This is a genomic window from Microvirga sp., assembly GCF_014699075.1.
GTDB lineage: Bacteria > Pseudomonadota > Alphaproteobacteria > Rhizobiales > Beijerinckiaceae > Microvirga.
Window position 1 is genome coordinate 53,911 of record NZ_JACXAB010000019.1, and the last position, 21,284, is coordinate 75,194.

21 protein-coding genes and 1 pseudogene are annotated in these 21,284 nt (G+C 63.1%); 12 read left to right on the forward strand and 10 right to left on the reverse strand.

Going from position 1 to position 21,284, the window contains the following annotated elements:
• The first annotated feature begins 120 nt into the window (after window positions 1–120).
• Window positions 121–1,548 (forward strand): coniferyl aldehyde dehydrogenase, encoded by a 1,428-nt coding sequence (locus IC232_RS20465; RefSeq protein WP_190846805.1) that lies wholly within the window; start codon window positions 121–123, stop codon window positions 1,546–1,548.
• Here the strand turns inward: IC232_RS20465 and IC232_RS20470 are convergent.
• On the reverse strand, window positions 1,532–3,595 hold the full coding sequence (locus tag IC232_RS20470; protein WP_190846806.1) for a sensor histidine kinase: 2,064 nt from the start codon (window positions 3,593–3,595) through the stop codon (window positions 1,532–1,534). The genes IC232_RS20465 and IC232_RS20470 overlap by 17 nt on opposite strands.
• 112 nt (window positions 3,596–3,707) lie before the next feature.
• Here IC232_RS20470 and IC232_RS20475 point away from each other — a divergent pair, with 112 nt between their 5' ends.
• A complete protein-coding gene (locus tag IC232_RS20475) occupies window positions 3,708–5,516 on the forward strand; it encodes an ABC-F family ATP-binding cassette domain-containing protein (RefSeq protein WP_190846807.1) in 1,809 nt (602 codons plus the stop codon).
• Window positions 5,517–5,672: 156 nt separating this feature from the next.
• The gene (locus IC232_RS20480) at window positions 5,673–6,602 is read left to right on the forward strand and encodes a DUF6454 family protein (RefSeq protein ID WP_246812310.1); all 930 of its coding nucleotides are present in this window, start codon (window positions 5,673–5,675) and stop codon (window positions 6,600–6,602) included.
• A gap of 27 nt (window positions 6,603–6,629) precedes the next feature.
• Here the strand turns inward: IC232_RS20480 and IC232_RS20485 are convergent, their stop codons facing one another.
• Window positions 6,630–6,845 carry a dodecin gene (locus IC232_RS20485; RefSeq protein WP_190846809.1) on the reverse strand — a complete coding sequence of 72 codons (216 nt, stop codon included), beginning with the start codon at window positions 6,843–6,845 and terminating at the stop codon, window positions 6,630–6,632.
• A 66-nt stretch (window positions 6,846–6,911) separates the two neighbouring features.
• Complete coding sequence (locus tag IC232_RS20490; protein ID WP_190846810.1) at window positions 6,912–7,661, reverse strand: tellurite resistance TerB family protein; 750 nt, start codon at window positions 7,659–7,661, stop codon at window positions 6,912–6,914.
• Between the two features lie 186 nt (window positions 7,662–7,847).
• Between IC232_RS20490 and IC232_RS20495 the strand changes: the two genes are divergently transcribed.
• Window positions 7,848–8,375 carry a DUF4142 domain-containing protein gene (locus IC232_RS20495; protein WP_190846811.1) on the forward strand — a complete coding sequence of 176 codons (528 nt, stop codon included), beginning with the start codon at window positions 7,848–7,850 and terminating at the stop codon, window positions 8,373–8,375.
• A 58-nt stretch (window positions 8,376–8,433) separates the two neighbouring features.
• Here the strand turns inward: IC232_RS20495 and IC232_RS20500 are convergent, their stop codons facing one another.
• Entirely contained in the window at window positions 8,434–8,787 is a 354-nt protein-coding gene (locus IC232_RS20500) for a VOC family protein (RefSeq protein ID WP_210335441.1), read from the reverse strand.
• Window positions 8,787–9,806 carry a fumarylacetoacetate hydrolase family protein gene (locus IC232_RS20505; protein WP_190846813.1) on the reverse strand — a complete coding sequence of 340 codons (1,020 nt, stop codon included), beginning with the start codon at window positions 9,804–9,806 and terminating at the stop codon, window positions 8,787–8,789. Before IC232_RS20505 ends, IC232_RS20500 begins: the two co-directional genes overlap by 1 nt.
• A 73-nt stretch (window positions 9,807–9,879) precedes the next feature.
• Here IC232_RS20505 and IC232_RS20510 point away from each other — a divergent pair, with 73 nt between their 5' ends.
• The 5 genes from IC232_RS20510 to hppD all read left to right on the forward strand — a co-directional run bounded on the left by IC232_RS20510 (window position 9,880) and on the right by hppD (window position 14,140).
• Window positions 9,880–10,968 carry a TRAP transporter substrate-binding protein gene (locus IC232_RS20510; protein ID WP_190846831.1) on the forward strand — a complete coding sequence of 363 codons (1,089 nt, stop codon included), beginning with the start codon at window positions 9,880–9,882 and terminating at the stop codon, window positions 10,966–10,968.
• A 155-nt stretch (window positions 10,969–11,123) separates the two neighbouring features.
• A complete protein-coding gene (locus IC232_RS20515; RefSeq protein WP_190846814.1) occupies window positions 11,124–11,708 on the forward strand; it encodes a hypothetical protein in 585 nt (194 codons plus the stop codon).
• 105 nt (window positions 11,709–11,813) lie between these two features.
• Entirely contained in the window at window positions 11,814–12,317 is a 504-nt protein-coding gene (locus tag IC232_RS20520; RefSeq protein WP_190846815.1) for a MarR family winged helix-turn-helix transcriptional regulator, read from the forward strand.
• Window positions 12,314–12,940 (forward strand): maleylacetoacetate isomerase, encoded by a 627-nt coding sequence (maiA, locus tag IC232_RS20525; protein ID WP_190846816.1) that lies wholly within the window; start codon window positions 12,314–12,316, stop codon window positions 12,938–12,940. The genes IC232_RS20520 and maiA overlap by 4 nt, the downstream gene beginning before the upstream one ends.
• A gap of 84 nt (window positions 12,941–13,024) precedes the next feature.
• A complete protein-coding gene (gene hppD / locus IC232_RS20530; protein ID WP_190846817.1) occupies window positions 13,025–14,140 on the forward strand; it encodes a 4-hydroxyphenylpyruvate dioxygenase in 1,116 nt (371 codons plus the stop codon).
• Window positions 14,141–14,199: 59 nt separating this feature from the next.
• Here the strand turns inward: hppD and IC232_RS20535 are convergent, their stop codons facing one another.
• A complete protein-coding gene (locus IC232_RS20535; RefSeq protein WP_190846818.1) occupies window positions 14,200–15,081 on the reverse strand; it encodes an alpha/beta fold hydrolase in 882 nt (293 codons plus the stop codon).
• Between the two features lie 45 nt (window positions 15,082–15,126).
• Complete coding sequence (locus IC232_RS20540; RefSeq protein WP_190846819.1) at window positions 15,127–17,169, reverse strand: lytic transglycosylase domain-containing protein; 2,043 nt, start codon at window positions 17,167–17,169, stop codon at window positions 15,127–15,129.
• A 189-nt stretch (window positions 17,170–17,358) separates the two neighbouring features.
• Between IC232_RS20540 and dapA the strand changes: the two genes are divergently transcribed.
• Genes dapA through IC232_RS20555 form a run of 3 tightly spaced genes read left to right on the forward strand, consistent with a single transcriptional unit; the run spans window position 17,359 to window position 19,307 of the window.
• Window positions 17,359–18,243, forward strand: coding sequence for a 4-hydroxy-tetrahydrodipicolinate synthase (gene dapA, locus IC232_RS20545; RefSeq protein WP_190846820.1), 885 nt, complete (start codon window positions 17,359–17,361; stop codon window positions 18,241–18,243).
• An 8-nt stretch (window positions 18,244–18,251) separates the two neighbouring features.
• Window positions 18,252–18,725 carry an SsrA-binding protein SmpB gene (gene smpB / locus IC232_RS20550; RefSeq protein WP_190846821.1) on the forward strand — a complete coding sequence of 158 codons (474 nt, stop codon included), beginning with the start codon at window positions 18,252–18,254 and terminating at the stop codon, window positions 18,723–18,725.
• A 51-nt stretch (window positions 18,726–18,776) separates the two neighbouring features.
• Window positions 18,777–19,307, forward strand: a complete 531-nt coding sequence (locus tag IC232_RS20555) for a glycine cleavage system protein R (RefSeq protein ID WP_190846822.1) — start codon at window positions 18,777–18,779, stop codon at window positions 19,305–19,307.
• 55 nt (window positions 19,308–19,362) lie between these two features.
• Here IC232_RS20555 and IC232_RS20560 read toward each other — a convergent pair whose 3' ends face one another.
• From IC232_RS20560 to IC232_RS20570, 3 genes and pseudogenes are all read right to left on the reverse strand, one after another.
• Window positions 19,363–20,007 (reverse strand): NYN domain-containing protein, encoded by a 645-nt coding sequence (locus tag IC232_RS20560; protein ID WP_190846823.1) that lies wholly within the window; start codon window positions 20,005–20,007, stop codon window positions 19,363–19,365.
• A 238-nt stretch (window positions 20,008–20,245) separates the two neighbouring features.
• Complete coding sequence (gene pyrE, locus IC232_RS20565) at window positions 20,246–20,833, reverse strand: orotate phosphoribosyltransferase (protein ID WP_190846824.1); 588 nt, start codon at window positions 20,831–20,833, stop codon at window positions 20,246–20,248.
• A 135-nt stretch (window positions 20,834–20,968) separates the two neighbouring features.
• Window positions 20,969–21,284 (reverse strand): annotated as a pseudogene (locus tag IC232_RS20570) (integrase core domain-containing protein); the annotation flags it as partial.

Below are 21,284 nucleotides of genomic sequence, written 5' to 3' on the forward strand. Positions count from 1 at the left end.
CGGGTCAAAGGGTTATCCTTGCGATCCGGCACGCCCCGTCAATCCGTCTCGGGCGATGCTGTGTTGAGAATGATGTTTCCTCCGCCATATGATGCCTGGAGCCAGAGGAGCTTTTGACCCGTGCACGACGCCGTCCCCAATCCGGCCAGAGACCGGCTGCAGGCCTGTTTCAAAGCCCAGAAGCATGCCTGGGCGGAGCAGGGGGGACTGTTGCCTGAGCGGCGCGACGAGGCGCTCGGCGCGCTCGGCGAGGCGCTCGTGCGCCATGCCGATGACTTCACGAAGGCCATCGCGGCCGATTTCGGGCATCGCTCGCCGCATGAGACGAAGCTGGCGGATCTTTACCCGGTGATCGCCGCCTTACGCCATGCGCGCAAGAATTTCCGCCGCTGGATGAAGCCGCGCCGCCGCCCTATTCAATGGATGTTCCAACCCGGCACCGGGCACACCCTCTATCAGCCCCTCGGCATCGTCGGAATCGTGAGCCCGTGGAATTATCCGGTCCAGCTCGCGCTCTGGCCGCTTGCGGGAGCGCTGGCAGCGGGCAACCGGGTCATGATCAAGCCCTCGGAGATCACGCCGCGCACCTCCGCACTCATGGAGGAGGTGATTGCGGAGGTTTTCGATTCGGCGGAAGTGGCCGTGGTGCAGGGTGAGCCCGATGTAGCGCGGGTGTTCGCACATCTGCCGTTCGATCACCTGCTCTTCACCGGCTCCACATCGGTCGGGCGTCAGGTCATGCAGGCGGCGGCCGACAATCTCGTGCCGGTGACGCTGGAGCTGGGAGGGAAATCGCCTGCACTCATAGCGACGGATTACCCGGTCGAGAAGGCAGCGGAGCGGATCGCCGTCGGCAAGCTGTTCAATGCGGGCCAGACCTGCATTGCGCCCGACTACGTGCTCGTGCCGCGTGACAAGCAGGAAACATTTGTCGCTGCCTATCGGGATGCGGTCGCAAGTCTGTACCCGACCCTTGCGGCCAATCCCGATTACACGGGGATCGTCAGCGAGCGGCACCATGCACGCCTTCGCCATCTCATCGACGATGCGCGCGAGCGCGGCGCACAGGTGCACGAGATCAATCCGGGCGGCGAGACGCTGGATGCAGCGCAGCGCAAGCTCGCGCCTGTGGTGCTGACCAATGTGCCCGATCAGGCTCAGGCCATGCAGGAGGAGATCTTCGGCCCTGTCCTTCCCGTCGTCGGCTATGACGATGTCGAGGAGGCCTGCCGCTTCATCGGCGCGCGTCCGCATCCCTTGGCCCTGTACCTGTTCAGCCATGACAAGGCGACCGCCGAGCGCGTTCTTGCCAGGACGCAATCCGGTGGCGTCGCAATCAATGACACGCTGCTGCATTGCGTGCAGGAGGAGCTGCCCTTCGGCGGCGTGGGGCCGAGCGGCATGGGGGCCTATCACGGAGAGGCGGGCTTTAAGACTTTCAGCCATGCCCGGTCGGTGTTCCGGCAGGCGCGCTTCAACGGAGCCGGCATGACGAAGGCGCCCTATGGAAGAAGCATGAACCGCCTGCTGTCTATGCTGCTGCGCTAGCCGGTGGCGTCAGCGGAACGGAAATGTCGTAGGCGACTCCGCTCTCGGCGAAGTTCAGCACCATGTAGCCCCCGAGCTCGCCCTCGATGCTGCGTCGGATGAGGCGTGAGCCGAAGCCCTGGCGTTTGGGCGGCGCAACGGGCGGCCCGCCGCTTTCGGACCAGCGGATGCGCAACTGCTTCGGGCGATCCTCGCTCTCGATGACGGACCAAGCCACCTCCAGATGGCCCACATTGGTGGAGAGCGCCCCATATTTGGCCGCGTTCGTCACCAGCTCGTGCAGAACCAGCCCAAGATTGATGGCGTAGCGCGCCGGCAGCTTCACGTCAGGGCCCTCGAGCACGACCCGCGCGTCGCCGGCCTTGCGGTAGGGGGCCAGTTCCTGTTCCGCCACGTCGCGCAGTTCCGCCTCGCGCCAGGACTGCCGCGTCAGGAGGTTGTGAGTCTTCGATAAGGCCAGGAGCCTGCCCTCGAAAGCTTCCCTGAACTGTCCCGGCGACTCCGTTGTGCGCAGGGTCTGGGAAGCGATCGACTGGACCGTGGCCAGGGTGTTCTTCACCCGGTGGTTCAGCTCGTTCAGGAAGAAGCGCTGCTGCTCCTCGGCGTGCTTCTGTTCGGTGATGTCGTGCAGGATGCCGACGAAATAGACCGGCCGCTTCTGCGTATCGAGGAACACGCGGCCCCTGGAGTTGATCCAGCGGATGTTCCCGTTCTTGTCACGGATCCTGTACTCGTCCTCGTAGTCGCCCCGGCTCCTCACCGCCGCGCGCCATTTCTCGATGACGCGATCCGCGTCCTCGGGATGAAGGATGCCCACCCAGTCCCTCGGGTTCATCGTCGCCATGGCTTCAGGCAGCCCGATCATCGCGGCCGCCTGCGGGGACCAGCCGCCGGCATCCTTGTCCGGATCGTACCACCAGGTTCCCATGTGGCCTGCCTCGAGGGCCAGACGCGCCCGCTCCTCACTCAGCTGAAGCGCCTGCTGGCGCTCGGCCACGTCGTCCATGAGGTCGTTGAACGCCTTGGCCAGGATGCTGAACTCACCGGATTTGCGCGGCAGCTGAATCCGCGCCCGGTAATCGCCACGCCGCCAGGCCTGGATGCCGTCCGTCACCATCTCGAAGGGTTTGGTGATGAAGGCGCGGCTCAGCAGCGCCGACAGGGACAGCGCCAGAATGAGCGCCGCCGTGATCAGCATGAAACCGCGCTGTGCGGCCTGATTGATCCCAGCAAAGGCGGCTTTTGTCGACAACCCGACATTGACGTAGATATCCCTGGGCGGGAGCTGCAGCGGCACGTGGGCGAGGACGCGCCTGACGCCATCGGGAATGGTGCTTTGAGCGGTTATGGCTTCTCCGGCCTTGGCCTGTGCCATGAACTCCTGCGGCAGCAGCCGGCCTAGGAACCGCTCTGGCTGCGGCTCCTGCACGAGAACGATGCCGTTCCTGTCGGCAACGGTGACCGAGCCGTTCTCCGGCACGGTGCGCTCCTTCAGCTTCTCGCTGAGCCATCTCAGATCCAGCGCCGCGGCCAGCACGCCGACCACGTCGCCCCTGTCATTCCAGATCGGCAGGGCGAGAGGCAGCACGGGATGCCGCCCCAAACCGCCTTCCTCGAAGGCCGGCGTATATTCCCCGACGACAAAGCCCTTCTGGCCCAGGGCGTTGTGGAAATAGGGCCTGTCCGCATAATAGTGCTGGGTATCGATGGTGCCGGTCGGCCGGCAGCGGATGTGCCCGCTGATGTCCATGGCCACGAAGGACAGGATGTAGGGCACCTTCTCCTGAATGGCCTTCAGGTAGGGGCTGCAGACGGCCGTGTCGAAGTTGCGGATGGACTGCGTCTCGTCGATGGCGAGCAGAAGCCCCTGGACGCCATCGAAGATGCGCTCGATTTCCGCGCCCACCAGCTGAGCCTGACGGACCGCAAGATCGTTCACCTCCGCTTCGCGAGCCCGGCGCAGGGACACTTCAGTGTATGTCCAGATGACGATGGCCGGCAGAACCGAAATCAACGCCAGAAGGAGCAGACGCTTCGTCAGGGTCATTCAAACGCTCAGCTTAACCTCAGCAGGGGAGCACAAAGACGGGAGAGCGTCCACCCCGTAGCATTCCTGAGCGGCCTTGCATCTGCGGCGAAGAGGTGTCAGGGGAGCAGGAATGGCGCTTCCTCCTCTTCTGACCCTCCAGGACATTGCTCTCACGTTCGGCGGCACGCCTCTCATCGAGAGCGCGGAACTGTCCGTCTCTCCGGGCGAGCGGGCCTGCCTCGTGGGCCGCAACGGCTCGGGCAAATCCACCCTGCTGAAAATCGCCGCAGGGCAAATCGAGGCCGATCGCGGCAAGCGCTTCATGCAGCCGGGCGCGACCGTCCGCTATCTCGCCCAGGAACCGGACCTCACGGCCTATCCCTCGACGCTTGCCTATGTGGAGGCGGGTCTCGGGCCGGGGGATGATCCCTACCGGGCACGCTACCTGCTGGAGCAGCTCGGGCTGACCGGGGAAGAGAAGCCCGCCGACCTCTCAGGCGGCGAGGCCCGCCGCGCGGCGCTTGCCCATGTGCTGGCGCCCGAGCCGGACATCCTGCTCCTCGACGAGCCCACCAACCATCTGGACCTGCCGGTCATCGAATGGCTGGAAGGCGAGCTCAAGAGCCTGCGCTCGGCGATGGTGCTCATCAGCCACGACCGCCGCTTCCTGGAAAGCCTGTCCCAGGCGACCGTCTGGCTCGACCGGGGCCGAACCCGGCGCATGGATCGTGGCTTTGCTCATTTCGAGGAATGGCGTGACCAGGTGCTGGAGCAGGAGGAGGCCGAGCACCATAAGCTCGGGCGCAAGCTCGTGGCCGAGGCCGACTGGCTGCGCTATGGCGTGACCGCCCGGCGCAAGCGCAACGTGCGCCGCCTCGGCAACCTCCACGCCATGCGCCAGCAATACCGCGACCGCAACCGCGCCGTCGGCACGGTGACCATGAGCCTCGCCGAGGCCGAGCAGTCCGGCACCCTCGTGGTCGAGGCGGAGGGCATCTCGAAGGCCTACGACAGGCCCATCGTCACCAACCTGTCCTTGCGCGTTTTGCGCGGGGACCGGCTCGGCATCATCGGGCCGAACGGCGCCGGCAAGACGACCCTGATCAACATGCTGACAGGCGTTCAGGCGCCGGACGAAGGCCGGGTGCGCCTCGGCTCCAACCTGCAGATGGTCACCCTCGACCAGCGCCGCGCGAGCCTCGATCCCACCGCCACCGTGGCCGAAACGCTCACGGGCGGTCGCGGCGACACGGTCACCATCGGCGGCCAGACCAAGCATGTGATCGGCTACATGAAGGACTTCCTGTTCTCGCCCGAGCAGGCTCGCACCCCCGTGGGCGTGCTCTCCGGCGGCGAGCGCAACCGGCTGATGCTGGCCCGCGCCCTGGCGCAGCCCTCGAACCTCTTGGTGCTCGACGAGCCCACCAACGATCTCGACTTGGAGACTCTCGATCTGCTCGAAGAGATGATCCAGGATTATTCCGGCACGGTCATCCTGGTCAGCCACGACCGCGACTTCCTCGACCGCACGGTGAGCTCGGTGCTCGTGTCGGAAGGCGAGGGACGCTGGCTCGAATATGCGGGCGGCTACACCGACATGGTGTCCCAGCGCGGACGCGGCGTGCAGGCCCGCGTCGTCGAGAAGGAAGCGAAGGCGAAGAGCGCCGACAAGCCGGCTGCTGCGCCTCAGGCTCAGAACAAGCGCAAGCTCTCCTTCAATGAGCAGCACGATCTCAAGACGCTTCCCAAGCGCATGGAAGAACTGACTGCGAAGATCGCCAAGGTACAGGAGATCCTCGCCGATCCGGAGCTTTATGCGCGCGATCCGGCCCGCTTCCAGAAAGCCATGGATGCCCTGACGGCGTTGCAGACGGAACTGCATGCGGCCGAGGAGCGGTGGCTGGACTTGGAAATGTTGCGGGAGGAATTGGAAGGGTAAGGAACTTCATGACCCGATGGGGCTGCATGATCGTTCATCAATTTGCAGAGAGCCCAGGCGCGACACTAAAGTGACATCAATCGCTCGCTAGAAGCTGATTGTCATTGAAGGAGGATCGCTATGCACTGCTTTTCGGGACGTCACCTGATCACTTTCATGACTGTTCTCTGCCTGGGGGCTGTGCCCTCGATGCTCAGAGCAGCAGAGCCTGACCGCCCTGTGCTGGCAGAGCGGGTCACCAAGCTGTCGCGCGGCACGCAGTGGAAGCCCGTTTCGGCGGTTCCGATCAACTTCCTGACTCACCACCCGCAGGGCATGGTGAAGATTGGCGACACACTGTTTGTGTCCTCGGTTGAGATCCAGCAGCCGACAAAGCGGTTTCCGCAGGCGGTGGACGGCTATGACCGCGACACGGGTGCCGGAACCGGCCACCTATTTAAGATTGACATGAAGGGCAACCTCATCGCCGACATCACCCTCGGCGAAGGCACGATCTATCATCCGGGTGGGATCGATTACGATGGCAAGTACATCTGGGTTCCGGTGGCGGAGTACCGGCCAAACAGCCGCTCCATCGTCTACCGCGTCGATCCGGAGACCATGAAGGCGGAGGAGATGTTCCGCTTTGCCGATCACGTTGGCGGCGTGGTGCACAACACCGACGACAAGACGCTGCACGGGGTGAGCTGGGGTTCGCGCCGGTTCTACCGTTGGTCTCTCGACGACCATGGAAAGCCCACGAATGCCAATGAGGCTCCCGAGAAGCTGAGAGCACTCAACACGTCGCATTACCTCGATTATCAAGACTGCAAATATGTCGGCAAGAGCCGCATGCTGTGCTCCGGCGTCACGGAGATGCGCCTCACGCCTGATGCCGCTCCGTTCCGTCTCGGCGGGCTCGATATCATCAACCTCACCGATGGTCGACCGATCTTCCAGACACCTGTACTGCTCTGGACCGCTGCCGGGATGGACATGACCCACAACCCGGTCTGGATGGAAGCGAGCGATGCAGGGATCCGCGGGTACTTCATGCCCGAGGACGACAAGTCCACCCTTTACATCTACGAGGCCGAGGTAAAATAGAGCGCGGACTAGGCGGCGGGCAGCCTGCTAGCTGCCCGCTTCCAGCGTGAACCCGGCTTTGAGCACCACCTGGTAGTGGCGCACCTCGCCGTCCTCCACGTGGCCGCGGGTTTGGATGACTTCGAACCAGCGCAGGTTTCGCAACGTTTCGCTGGCCCGCCGGATGGCGGTCTGAATGGCATCCTCAATGCTGGTCTCGGACGAGCCGACGAGTTCGACGATCTTGTAGACGTGGTCACTCATGGGGTGCTCCAGGGGTGTTGGAGAGATGAGGCTCCATGGCCATTCCACGGAGCCTCCTCAGTGAGATCAAACGCCCGTGTCGGTGGCGACCGTCTGACGAACGGCGCCGATCTGCGCATCGAGATGGGTGACCAGATCTTTCGGAAGGTCCATGAGCGCGATAAGGCGGTCGAGATAGGCCTTCTCCTCCGCGGTATCCGCGTCGCCGATGGCCACCCGCGAGGCCACATAGAGCTCGGCGGCCTGTTCCTTGGTCTTGGGCAGGCGGGCGATGGCTGCGGCGTCGGCGGGCTTCGCCATCAGATCGAGGAGGAAGCCCTTCTCCGCGTTGCCGAGGCCGAGCTGCTGGATCTGCTCCTGGATGCGCGAGCTTTCCTCGCCGTCGAGATGCCCGTCGGATTTCGCCGCCGAGATCATGGCCTGCACGAGGGCGAGGCCCATCTCATGGCCGTTCTTGTCTTTCTCTTCCTCGAGGTGAAAGCCGCTGCCGGCTGGCGGCTGCGCGGGCACGCTCCCAGGGCGCCCGGCGGCCGGCGCCTGGTTGGCTTGCCAGTCCTGATAGGCCTTGAAGGCGACGCTCGCGAGCACTGCAAGGCCGCCGGCCTTCATCAGCGAGCCACCGGCTGATCGCCCGCCGCGGGAGCCCAGGATCAGGGACAAAAGGCTTCCCGCCGCAAGGCCGCCCATGCCGCCTGGGATCTGTGAGCCGAAGCCGCCGGATCCGCCGAGCATTCCGCCAAAGCCGCCTTGCTGCGGCCGTCCGCCAAAAGAGCCCTGGCTGCGCATGAGGCCGTCGAGGATGCTTCCGAGATTCATGGGTATTCTCCCTGTGCTGAGGATGTGCATCAGGAAAAGGCAGGTCTTTTCCAAGAGTTCCGCGCGGCAGCGTTCACCGATGGGTTAGGAATTCAGGCAGCGCTGCCGGAACGTGGAGGGGTGTTCCATGGTTGAGGAGCCGTCAGCTCGGCCGTACGGATCGGGCACAGGAAGGGAACTCCCTCGATGAACCTCAAGATCGCTCTTGTCGCCGGTGCCATGGCACTCGGCGTTTCCGGCTGCATGACGCCCATGGCGTCGGCTCCGGCCCCGATGGCCGTCACCACAGCGGCTGTGTTCGTTCCCACCGCAGTTTCATCCAATCTCCTGGAGATCGAGTCGAGCCGCATGGCTCTGGACCGGGCACGGAATCCCGAGGTCCGCCGTTTCGCCCGTCAGATGATCCGCGAGCATAACATGGCGACCCGTCGGATGTCGGCGGTGCTGCGCCGTTCCGGCCTGCCGATGCCGGCGCCTGCGATGATTCCGCGTCATCAGCAGATGCTGGCCTCGCTCCAGACCGCTTCCGATTTCGACGCGGCCTATATGGGCGCTCAGGTCATGGCCCATCAGGAATCCGTAGCCCTGTTCTCGTCCTATGCGTCCAACGGCGACGTTCCGCCGCTCGCCGCCTTCGCCCGCCAGACTCTGCCGAACCTGCAGATGCACCTGCAGCATGCGCAGGGCATCGCCGGGGGCGGCCGCGGCATGTAAGCTTCCGATGCTTGGTGAAAGGCCGCCGGGAACCCGGCGGCCTTTTTCGTTTAAGGCGTCAGTCCTGCATGAACTCGATCCGGTTGCCGACCGGATCCTGAACGTAGAAGCGCCGGACATCCGGAATGGCATCGTCCCAGGCCGGTTCATGGCCAGCGTCGGACAGGAGCCGCGCCAGGGCATCGAGATCGGTAACAGTAATGGCCGGGTGCGCCTTGCGGGCCGGGCGGAAATCCTCCTCGACCCCGAGGTGAATCCGCACCGAGCCGCACTCCAGCCATAGGCCTCCACGCTTGGCAAGCGCCGGAGGCTTCTGCACCTCGCTCAAACCGAGCAGGCCAGAATAGAACGTCCTGCACAGGTCCTCTGCCCCTGGGGGAATGGCCAGCTGAACGTGATCCAGGCGCAGCATCACGCCTGTTTGCCGTAGGCCTGGACCTCCTGCTCGATGGCACCGAAGATCGAGTGGCCGGCATTGTCCTTCATCTCGATGCGGATCGTGTCGCCAAAGCGCATGAACAGCGTCCTGGCCTCGCCGTGAACAAGCGTCTCCACCGTGCGCAGCTCCGCCAGGCAGGAATAGCCCAGGCCTCCCTGTTCGATGGGTTTGCCCGGTCCGCCGCCCTCGTCCTTGTTGGACACGGTGCCCGATCCGATGATCGTGCCGGCGCCGAGCGGCCGGGTCTTGGCCGCATGCGCAATCAGCGTCGGGAAGTCGAAGGTCATGTCCGCGCCCGCATTGGGCCGGCCGAAAGGCTTGCCGTTGAGGGTGGAGAGCAGGGGCAGGTGCAGCTTGCCGCCATCCCACGCCTCGCCCAGCTCATCAGGCGTAACCGCCACCGGCGAGAGGGTGGAGGAGGGTTTGGCCTGGAAGAAGCCGAAGCCCTTGGCGAGCTCGCCCGGGATCAGGTTGCGCAAGCTGACGTCGTTCACAAGAACCACCAGCTTGATGGCAGCCGCCGCCTCCTCGCGGGTGGCCCCCATGGGCACGTCCCCGGTGATCACCGCCACTTCCGCCTCGAAGTCGATGCCGTGCGCCTCGTCGGCGGCCGGGATCGGATCCCTCGGGCCGAGGAATGAGTCGGAGCCGCCCTGGTACATGAGCGGGTCAGTCCAGAACGAGGCGGGCATCTCGGCCCCGCGGGCTTTGCGCACCAGCTCCACGTGATTCACATAAGCCGAGCCGTCGGCCCATTGGTAGGCCCGGGGCAGGGGGGAGGCGCAGTCGTGCTCGTGAAAGCGGAAGGCCGGAACCGAACCGTGTTCGAGCTGCTCGGCCAGATCGCGCAAGCGGGGCTCGACTTTTTCCCAATCGTCCAGGGCTTGCTGGAGCGTGGGAACAATGAAAAATGCATCTGTCGCGCGGGTCAGGTCCTTCGAGACGACCACAAGGCGGCCATCACGGCCTTGATTCAGGGAGGAGAGCTTCATTGCCACCGACCGGGTTGTTATGGTCCACTCAACTTGCAACGAAATGCTTTCCGGGGAAACGCCAATGACGACGATCAAGAGAAGAAACTTTCTGAAGGGCGCCGGCCTCGCCGCGGCGGCCGGTACGGTGGCGGCTCCTGCGATCGCGCAGAGCATGCCGGAAGTCCGCTGGCGCCTGACCTCCAGCTTCCCGAAGTCTCTCGACACCATCTTCGGCACCGCCCAGACCTTCGCCAAGTACATGGCGGACGCGACCGATGGAAAGTTCCAGATTCAAGTCTTCGCGCCGGGCGAGATCGTCGGCGGCCTCCAGGCCATGGACGCGGTGCAGAACGGCTCGGTGGAATGCGCCCATACCCCGACCTATTACTGGGTCGGCAAGGAGCCGGCTTTGGGCATGGGCACGGGGCTGCCCTTCAGCCTCAACGCGCGCCAGCTCCATTCCTGGTGGCACTTCGCCGGCGGCAAGGAGATCATCAACGAGATCCTGGCGAAGTATAACTGCACCTCCCTGGTCTGCGGCAATTCCGGCACCCAGATGGGCGGCTTCTTCCGCAAGGAGATCAACTCCGTCGAGGATCTGAACGGCCTGAAGTTCCGCATCGGCGGCCTCGGCGGCATGGTGCTGGCCAAACTCGGCGTTGTGCCGCAGCAGATCGCGCCCGGCGACGTCTACCCGGCGCTGGAGCGCGGCACCCTCGACGCGGCTGAATTCGTCGGCCCTTATGACGACGAAAAGCTCGGTTTCCTAAAGGTGGCCAAATACTACTATGCGCCCGGTTGGTGGGAGGGCGGCGCCATGCTGCATCTCGTGGTCAACCAGCAGAAATTCAATGAATTGCCCAAGCATTATCAGGCCATCATGTCCAACGCCTGCGAGGCGGCGAACAACTGGATGCTGGCCAAGTACGATGCGGTGAACGGCCAGGCCTTGCGCCGCATGGTCGGCGCCGGCGCGGAACTGCGCACCTTCTCGCCTGCCATCATGGAGGCCTCGCTCAAGGCGGCCAACGAGCTCTACGCGGAGCTCTCCGCCAAGGATGCGAACTTCAAGAAGGTCTACGACTCGATGGTGGCTTTCCGCACCGATGTCCTGCCCTGGTGGCAGCTCAACGAATATGCCTTCGATACTTTCATGATCCGCACCCGCGGCCGGGTGTAAGCATGATGCGCCGTCAGGCAAGGCTGGCTTCTTGCCTGACGGCCATTCTCTTCTGCTCTGTCGCCGCGGCACAGGACCTCGCCATTCCCGAGGTCGTTTACCCGAGGCTTCCGCGTCAGGCCGAGACGGCTGAGGGCTTCGTGCCATTGGGATGGATGCTTGAGGCGCAGGCGTCCGGCGACCTCAACCAGGATGAAAACACTGATCTGATCCTGGTCCTACGCCAGAACAACCCTGCCAATGTGATGGAGGATTTCGAGGGGCTTGGCGAAAAGCCGTTCGACACCAATCCGCGCATTCTGGCCATCGCGTTTCGCGACCACTCTTCAGGCAAGTTCAGTCTGCAGTTCCAGAACCATACCCTTATCCCTCGCCGAACAGAGCCTGCTGCCGATGATCCCTTCGACAAGGAGGTCGGAATCGCCATCGTGCGCGGCAGCTTTCAAGTACGTCTGAATTGGTGGATGAGCGCGGGAGGGTGGGAGACGTTCAACACGACTTATACATTCCGGCACAAATCCGGCCGCTTCGAGCTGATCGGTTATGACCGCGATACAACTCACCGGGGGAGCGGCGAAACGGCGTCTCTCAGCATCAACTACCTGACACGCAGAGCGAAAAAGGCGACCGGTCACATCAGTCGCGACACGGATAAGGTTCGTTGGCAAACACTCCCGCAGAGGTCGGCTCCAACCCTTGAAAGCATCGGCGATGGGCTGAGCTTCGAGCCCAAACTCTGATCCTGCCAGATTTGAATGGGGATGGGTTGACGTTCCGTCAGGAAAATCCAGTTGCTCGTGCAACAAATCCTGTTATTAGTTGCAGTAGCAACGAACGGAATGGCGATGGCGAGTGGATCTGCAGCGAGGAAGCCGGCATCCGAGCCTTTGGTGGTTCTGGAGGAGTTCCTGCCTTACCGGCTTAACGTTCTGGCCGGGCTGACGTCCAGCGCGCTTGCCCAGATCTATGCCGAGCGGTTCGGTCTCTCGATCCCGGCATGGCGCGTGATCGTGACCCTCGGGCAATATGAATGCCGGACGGCCAGGGACATGGCGCCCGACGGCGTCATGCATAAATCAACGGTCTCGCGGGCGGTTTCGGCGCTCGAGAAGCGTGGGCTCGTCAAGCGTCGCCCGAACCTGGATGACCGCCGCGAGGAATGGCTCGCCCTGACGCCGGAGGGACGGGCGATCTACGAGGCGGTGGCACCGGAAGCCCTTGCCGTGGGCGAGCGCCTCCTGTCGGTGCTGACCCCTCAGGAGCAGAAGACGCTCTCCGCCTTGATCGACAAGCTCACCCGGCAGGCGCGAATGCTGGCGCCGCAGGACGCAGAGGGGGAAGAGGCGTGAAGCTCTACACCTACTTCCGCTCGTCCGCGGCCTACCGGGTCAGGATCGCCCTTAACCTCAAGGGCGTCTCGTATGAATCCACGTCGGTCAATCTTCTGAAAGGGGAGCAGCGCGAGGCGGGTTACAAAACGCTCAATCCTCAGATGCGCGTGCCCTCCCTTGAGATCGGCGAGACGACGCTGATCCAGTCGCCGGCCATTCTCGAGTACTTGGATGAGGTTTACCCGGAGCCGCCGCTTCTGCCGATGGGTGCCGTCAACCGGGCCAAGGTCCGGGCCATTGCCAGCCTGATCGCCTGCGATATCCACCCGCTCAACAACTCCGGGACGATTGGCTACCTCAAGAACCGTCTCGGGCACGATCAGGCCGCAGCAGACGAGTGGTATGCCCACTGGGTTCGTGAAGGTTTCGATGCCATCGAGGCCATGCTCGGGCCGGGGCCTTACACTTTCGGGGCCAAGGTCACGCTGGCCGATGTTTATCTCGTGCCGCAGGTCTTCAATGCGCGGCGCTTCAATGTCCCGCTCGATGCCTATCCGAAGATCGTCGCTGTGGATGCGGCCTGCGCCGAGCTCAAAGCGTTCCAGGATGCCGCGCCGGCCAACCAGCCCGACGCTGCCTGACCAAGAACTGCATCCGCCTCAGGGCGAATGCGTTGGTTTCACATGCAAGGCCTCCCGCATCGGAGGCATGACAGGAGGAAGACCATGGGACCGTTCCCGCATGATGCCCCCCCGGCCGAGATTTCCGAAGAGAACCCGATGGGGACGGATGGCTTCGAGTTTGTGGAATACTGCCACCCCGATCCGCAGGCTCTCGACCGTCTCTTCAAGACCATGGGATTCAGCGTCGTCGCCAAGCACCGGTCGAAGAACGTGCTGCTTTACCGCCAGGGCGACATCAACTTCATCGTCAATGCGCAGCCGGGCTCCTTTGCCGAACGGTTCGCAGCCCAGCACGGCCCGTCCGCTCCGGCCATGGCCTTCCGCGTCGCCGATGCAAAATATGCCTACGAGCGTGCGCTCTCCATGGGCGCCAAGCCCGTGCAGACGCAGGTGGGACCTAACGAGCTCGAGATCCCGGCAATCGAGGGCATTGGCGGCCTGCATATCTATTTCGTCGACCGCTACGGCGCGAAGGGCTCGATCTACGATGTCGATTTCGAATGGCTCGGCGAGCCCGACCCGAAGCCGAGGGGTGTCGGCCTGCATTACATCGATCACCTGACCCACAACGTCTATCGCGGACGGCTGAATGAGTGGGCCGGGTTCTACGAGCGCCTCTTCAACTTCCGCCAGATCCGCTACTTCGACATCGAAGGCAAGCTCACGGGGCTTCACTCCCGCGCCATGACGAGTCCGGACGGCAAGATCCGCATTCCGATCAACGAGGATGCGGGTGAGACCGGGCAGATCGAGGAGTATCTGCAGGAATACAAGGGTGAGGGCATCCAGCACGTGGCGCTCGGCTCGCACGATCTCTACGAGAGCATCGAGACGCTCATCGAGGCTGGGCTCGATTTCATGCCGGCGCCGAACGAGATCTACTACTCGCGCGTCGACAAGCGGTTGCCTAAGCATGAGGAGCCGCTTGATCGCCTGAGGAAGAACGGGATCCTCATCGACGGGGAGGGCGTGGTCGAAGGCGGCTTCACGAAAGTGCTGCTCCAGCGTTTCGGCAATACGGCCATCGGGCCGATCTTCTTCGAGTACATCCAGCGCAAGGGCGATGACGGATTCGGCGAAGGCAACTTCAAGGCTCTCTTCGAATCCATCGAAGAGGATCAGATTCGCCGAGGGGTGATCGGCCCGAAGGTCGCCTGACCGTCACGGAAAGTGTCGAAAGAGGCCGGAGACGCTCCGGCCTCTTTTTTGTCCACGCGTCAGGTAGGTTTCTCCACTGACAAGACAAATTGTTTGATCATCTGTGTGAGATCGCCATCGAGGGCGGGGGCGTGTCCTTGGCCGGGAACCGTGATCGCCCTGAGCCGTGGATGCCTGTCCTGCATGGCCTGCACCGTCTCGGCTGAGAGCAGGTCCGAATGCTCGCCGCGGATGACAAGAAGAGGAAACGGCTTCAATCCCTCGAAGAGCGGCCACAGATCAGGCAAGGGTGCCTCGGGATCAGAAGACTCAAGCGTCTTCATCAGATTCGGGTCGTAGTTGAGAACGAGTCGGCCGTCGGCCTCACGCCATGTGACCCGCGCCAGGGCTTGCCATTGTTCATCCGTGAAGGCCGGAAACTCGGATCCCGACGTCTGCCGCAGGATCTGCACGGCTTCGTCCATGGTACGAGGTGTCGGCAACTTGCCGACATAGCCGCGAATCCGATTGAGTCCCTTGGCTTCGAGCACGGGGCCGATATCGTTGAGAACCACGCCGGCGATTAGGGTCGGGCGAACCGCACTCAAGGCCATGGTGATCAAACCGCCGCGGGACGTGCCGACGAACACGGCCTTCTCGATTCCTGCGACTGTCAGCACTTGCAAGACGTCGTTCAGTTCGACCTTGATGTCGTAGTTGCGCCAATCCCGGTCCCAATCGGAACGGCCGCGACCGCGATAGTCCAAGGACAGGACGCGTCGAGGACGTGCCGCATCACGGCTCAGGGCCATGGCGAGTTCGTGAAAATCCTCGGATGATCGCGTGAGGCCAGAAAGGCACACGATCGGCAGGGCACCGGCCGTGTGAGGGTCATAGTCTCGAGAATAAAGGCGCAGCCCGTCGGCTGCGGAAACGAAAAGATCCCGGTAGGTGTCGCTCATCTCATTCCATAATCATTGGACGTCGATGAGCCGCATCTTGCATCACTAGTTCGTGCTTGTCGCGTCCGCTGTCGCTGGAGCCGCCGGTGTGGCCTTCTCGTTCAGGCGCTGCCGATAGACCCTCAGGTTCTCCAGAACGCGCTGCACGTAATTTCGGGTCTCGTAGAAAGGGATGCGCTCGATCCAATCGACCTCGTCCACATCCGGCTTCCGGGGGTCGCCGTAGGACCGGACCCATTTGATCACGTTGCCGCCGCCTGCATTGTAAGACGCAAAGGCGAGGATATGGGAGCCCTTCCAGTCCTCCATCAGTTCGCCGAGATGGGCGGAGCCGATCTTCGCGTTGTAGGAAGGATCCTCGATTAAGCGATTGAGATCGAACCCGACGCCGAAGCGCTGGGCCGTCCTCTTGGCGGTTGCCGGCATGAGCTGCATGAGGCCCCGGGCGCCCGCGCTGGAAATGGCGCGCGGATTGAAGGCGCTTTCCTGCCGGGCGATGGCATAGACCATGGCGGGCTCCACCTCGTCTCCGACAGGTTGGAAATCCGGAATGGCGGCCAGCGGATAGGCATGCTGATCGAGCGGGAAGCCCCTTTGCAGGGCGATCTTGCCGATGGCGAGCACCGCGCGGGGATTCTGCTGTGATGTGGCGAGGCTCGCGAGCGCATCGAGCCGGCCCGGATCACTCAAGGTCTGGGCAAGATCGGAATAGAGGCCCATGGCCAGATCCTGCTCGCCGACCTGCTTCAGCAGTTGCAGTGCCTGGACCGGAACGAGGGCGTCGAAAGCCTTGCGTTCATCCTCTGTCAAAGGATCAACCTTCCTCAAGGCAATGGTCCGACCGAGCTTCTCTTGAGCGAGTTGCCCATAATAGGTGGTGGGTTGATCCGCGGCGCGCTCGTAGAACAGGCGGGCATTCTGAGCCTCGCCGGCCGCCTCCGCCGCGCGGCCCTGCCAGTAGGCAACACGTGAAAGGGAGATGGGAGTCGAAGCCGTCTTGGCGACGGCTGCGAAGTGCTGGGAGGCCTTGGCCGGATCGTTCAGGAAGCGAAGGGCGATCCAGCCCGCATGGAACTCCGCCTCGATCTGCTGCACCGGTGACTCGGCGGCGTGATGGCTTGCAACCTCATAGGCGGTCTTGGCATCGCCCTTGTCGAGAAGCTCACGGGTGATCAGGCGCTGCTCGGCCCACCACTCGTCGCCGTCGACCCGCAGTTCCGGATCGCGAGGCGCCTGCATGATGATGCTGGCGGCCTCAATCAGATTGTTGCTGCGGCGCTGGAGCAGGGCGCGGGAGAAGAGATAGGACGGGTCGCCCCGCAGGGAGACGGGTACGGCCCCAAAAGCCTTCTGGGCTTTCTTCTTGCCCTGAAACACGGCCATGCGCGCCTTGACGAGAAGCTCGTAATCCTTGCCGGCATAACCTGCCGCCCGCTGCGCACCGCCCCAGTTTTCCTTCAGGAGCAGCCGCTCCATGCGGAAGCGGTGATCGGCCTGGGAGAGCACGCCTGGGAATTGATCAAGGATGCGGCGTTCCACGTCGGGGCCGAACGTGTCCTCGCGCCACACATGGCGGATCTTTTCATGGGTTTCCTGACCAAGGCCATCAGCCTTCATGGCGAAGGCAAGGGCGATCCGTCCGCCCGGCGTCACAGGAGCCTGGTTGCTGAAGAAGAAGCGGACCTGAGGCGGCGACCGGCGTTCGGCCAGCAGCGTATCCTCGCTCCTGCGGCGGATCTGGTTGGTCAGGGGCCAATCCGGATAATCCTTCCGGAAGGCCATGATGCGGTCGAACGTAACGGGCGTGCCGCTGCGGATCGCGTACCACTCTGCGAGAGCACGGCCGGCCGGCTGTGCGAGCTTGGTCCTGAGGATCTCGGCCTCGGTCAGATCGTTGTCCCGATAGGCCTTGAAGATCCCCGCCAGGTGATCCAGGTCTCCGGGCACCGGATTGGCCGGAACAAAGGTTTCCAGGGTGCTGGTCTGTGGCACCTCGGTCTTTGAAACCGGCGTTTGGTTCGCATGGACGGCGAGGGTAGAGACTTGGACAAGCGCGACCCATGTCACAAGACCGATGAGAAGACGCATGTTGAGGCTCACCCGCTAACCCCTTTGCTGTCGCCCGCAGCTCATTGTGACGACGTTTCTCTTGAGGAAACACTAAGAGCCGAGCTAGGACAACTCCCCGAAGGAACGTTTGCGCCCATGCGCCGCACCCCCTATGTGTTAAACCCTTGTGGCCTCTAGGACCCGGCGCGCTTTACCCGAGGAAGATTCATGACCCAATTCAAAGGCTCCATCACGGCCCTGGTAACCCCTTTCAAGGATGGTGCCGTCGATGAGGCAGCGTTCCGGGCCTTCATCAACTGGCAGATCCAGGAGGGCACCAGCGGGCTTGTTCCCGTGGGCACGACCGGCGAGACCCCGACGCTCAGCCACAAGGAGCATGACCGGGTCGTCGAGATCTGCGTCGAGGAGGCGAAGGGCAGGGTGCCGGTGATCGCCGGAGCCGGGTCCAACAGCACCGCGGAAGCGGTGGCCTTCTCCAAGCACGCGGAAAAGGTGGGCGCCGACGCGGTGCTCATCGTCACACCCTATTACAACAAGCCGACGCAGGAAGGACTCTACCAGCATTTCAAGGCGATCAACGACGCCGTCGGCATTCCGATCATCATCTACAACATCCCGGGCCGCTCCGTGATCGACATGTCGGTGGAGACGATGGCGCGGCTCTACGAGCTGAAGAACATCGCCGGCGTGAAGGACGCCACCGCCAACATGGCGCGCGTCAGCCAGCAGAGGCAGGTGATGGGGCCGGACTTCATCCAGCTCTCCGGCGAGGACGCCACGGCTCTCGGCTTCATGGCTCATGGCGGGCATGGCTGCATTTCGGTCACCTCCAACGTGGCGCCGCGCCTCTGCGCCGAGATGCAGGGCGCTTGCCTGAACGGCGATTACGCGTCGGCCTTGAAGGTGCAGGACCGCCTCATGCCCCTGCACACGAACCTGTTCATCGAGACCAATCCGACGCCCGTGAAATACGCGGCATCGCTGCTCGGCCTCATGCAGGACGATGTGCGCCTGCCGCTGGTGCCCGCCTCCGAGAACGCGAAGCAGGCCGTTCGCTCGGCCATGGTCCATGCGGGCCTTATCAACGCTTAAAGAACCTGATGGCAAAAGATCCAAAGAGCCCCAACCGCGTCGTCGCCGACAACAGGAAGGCGCGGTTCCATTATGAGATCATCGACACCTACGAGGCCGGGATCGCGCTCACCGGCACGGAGGTGAAATCCCTGCGCCAGGGAAAGGCCACCATCGGCGAGGCCCATGCCGGGCCCTCGGGGGAGGAATTCTACCTCTTCAACGCCTATATCCCCGAGTACCTGCAGGCCAACCGCTTCAACCACGAAACCAAGCGCCCTCGGCGTCTGCTCCTGCACAAGAGCCAGATCAACAAGCTGATCGGCGCCACGCAGCGGGAGGGGTTCACGGTGATTCCGCTCAAGATCTACTTTAACGACCGCGGTCGCGCGAAGGTGGAACTGGGCCTCGGCCGGGGCAAAAAGCTGCACGACAAGCGCGAGACGGAGAAGGAGCGCTCCTGGAACCGGGAGAAAGCCCGCCTCATGCGCGACAAGGGCTGACGCAACGGCATTGTGCGCTAGGTTCCCTCTGGCTCGTTCAGGAGGGAAGATATGGCGTCCGTGGCTCTGGTGTCGGTTCTCGGGCCCGATCGGGTCGGGCTGGTCGCGGCGATTGCCGAGCACCTGTTCAACATCGGCGTGAACCTGCGGGACACGACCTTCGCGTCCCTCGGCTCCGGGGCCGAGTTTGTAGCCTTGTGCGAACTCCCGCCGGAGGTGACGGCCGGCGACGTGGAGGCTGGCCTCAAGCAGCTTGCGGAACTCGAAGGCGCCGAGACTCGGGCCGTCCCCTATGCGTTCGATCCGAGCCCCGGCCCTGCGGGAAGCGTGACCCATCGCATCGCCATCGGCGGCGGCGATCAGCTCGGCCTCGTGGCCCGTCTCGCTGAGGTGTTCAAGCAATACGAGGCCAACATCGTGCGCCTTGAAGCGCGCAAGCTGCCGGAGGCGGAGGGCGGGCTTTATGTGACGCGCTTTGCGGTCTCGATTCCGCCGGGGCGGACCGATCTGTGCCTGGCCACCGTCAGCAACACCGCCGGGGCACTGGGATTGAGCTGCCAGGTGGAAGAGAGCTCGCTCTGATCCAAACAAAAATGGCCGGGTCTATCCCGGCCATGCTCTTTTCTGCTTGATCGCGTCAGATATCGAGCTCGTCGTCCTGCGGCTGGCGGATGCCGTAGCGGCTCTCGAGCGCGGGGCTGCGCGGCTGCGGGCGGGGGCGGTCGCCGTTCTCGTTCATGGGACGCTGCGGGCGATCCGAGGGATCGCGGCCAATGCGGGACGCGAGCTGCGACAAGTCGAGGAACTCGTCCGCCTGCCGGCGCAGCTCGTCGGCCACCATCGGCGGCTGGGTCGTGACGGTGGATACAACTGAAACCCGCACACCACGGCGCTGCATGGCCTCGACGAGGGAGCGGAAATCGCCGTCGCCGGAGAACAAAACCATGTGATCGATGAAGGGCGAGAGCTCGAGCGCATCGATGGCGAGCTCGATGTCCATGTTGCCCTTGACTTTGCGGCGGCCGGCGGAGTCGACGAACTCCTTCGTCGGTTTCGTGACCACGCGGTAGCCGTTGTAATCGAGCCAGTCGATTAGCGGGCGGATGGAAGAATATTCCTGATCTTCCACAAGGGCCGTGTAGTAAAAGGCGCGCACGAGCAAGCCGCGGCCCTGAAATTCCTTCAGCAGGCGCTTGTAATCGATATCGAAGCCGAGAGTTTTCGTGGTAGCGTAAAGGTTGGCGCCATCAATGAAGAGAGCGATCCGCTGCTGGCCTGACATAAGTATTCTCTATCCGTGTCTGCCGGAGCGGCCTAACAACCTTCATTATTCAAGCAACATCTATTATTTACGCAGGCAATAAAACTGCGCGAAAAATGTATGACGTGCCCCAGAACAGGCTGCTATTAACCCTTCGGACCAGTAATCCTGACAATGGAAAATACTTAATGGCGTGTAAATTCCAAGAGTCAAGTTGTCGGAACCAAGGCAGTCAAGCCTTTGTGTGACAAATAAACAGCTATTTTGATTTCAGGCTTCGGCTGCCCGGTTTAATGGCCGGAATGGAGGCCAATTCGGGCGGCAGCTGGTCCGGCGCATAAGCCGGAATGTCGAGCTGAACCAAGGACACAAGAGGCACACCGAGATCCGCCTTTCCGCCCGAGCGATCGATAAGGCAGGCGGCACCGAGCGTCGTTCCGGGATGCTCCTGTAAAGATGCCAAGCATTCCCGAGAGGAAAGGCCCGTTGTGACGATGTCCTCCACCATGACGACGCGGGCGCCCTCCAGAATCGTGAACCCGCGGCGCAGCACAAAGACGCCGTTCTCACGCTCGACGAAGATCGCCTTGGCGCCCAGATGCCGGGCCGTTTCATAGCCCGGCACGATCCCGCCGACGGCCGGCGACACGATATAATCGACGGCTCCGAATCTATCCCTGATCTTACCCGCCAGAGCCCGGCAGACGCGCTCGGTGCGCGCCGGATCCTGAAACACGAACATCTTCTGCAGGAAGACCGGGCTGTGCAGTCCCGACGAGAGAATGAAGTGCCCCTCCAGCAACGCGCCTGCGGAGCGGAATTCCTCGAGAACCTCATTCGGGGTCATGGCTGTGCCTCCTGCGTGACCGCTTTTGGCAGGGGGAGGGGCGGGAGGCAAGGGTTGTTCAAGAGTTCTTGAGGGGATCTGCGGCCGCATTGAAACTTAAAGGTGAGTCCTCATGCATGTCTCAGTTGCAGCTATCTAGCTGTGATTTCTGATCAGGTTGTTCCGGCGAGAGCCTGAGCCGGTGTTCGTCGTCCGAGACTACCATGCGGGCGCTGCTGATTGTACCAGGTCAGCCACCGCGGCAGGTCGTCCGCTCTCGCATGCGATGAACTGAATGGGATCGCATAGGCCCACTCCCGCAGAAGGGTCTGAATGAAGCGTTCGGCCTTGCCGTTGGTTTTGGGCGTGTAGGGTTTCGTCCGAATATGCCGGATTCCGAGCATCCGCAGCGCTTTACGGAACAGCCGCGCGACGTAGCCGGATCCGTAGCACGTTGCGAAGCAGCGCGGCG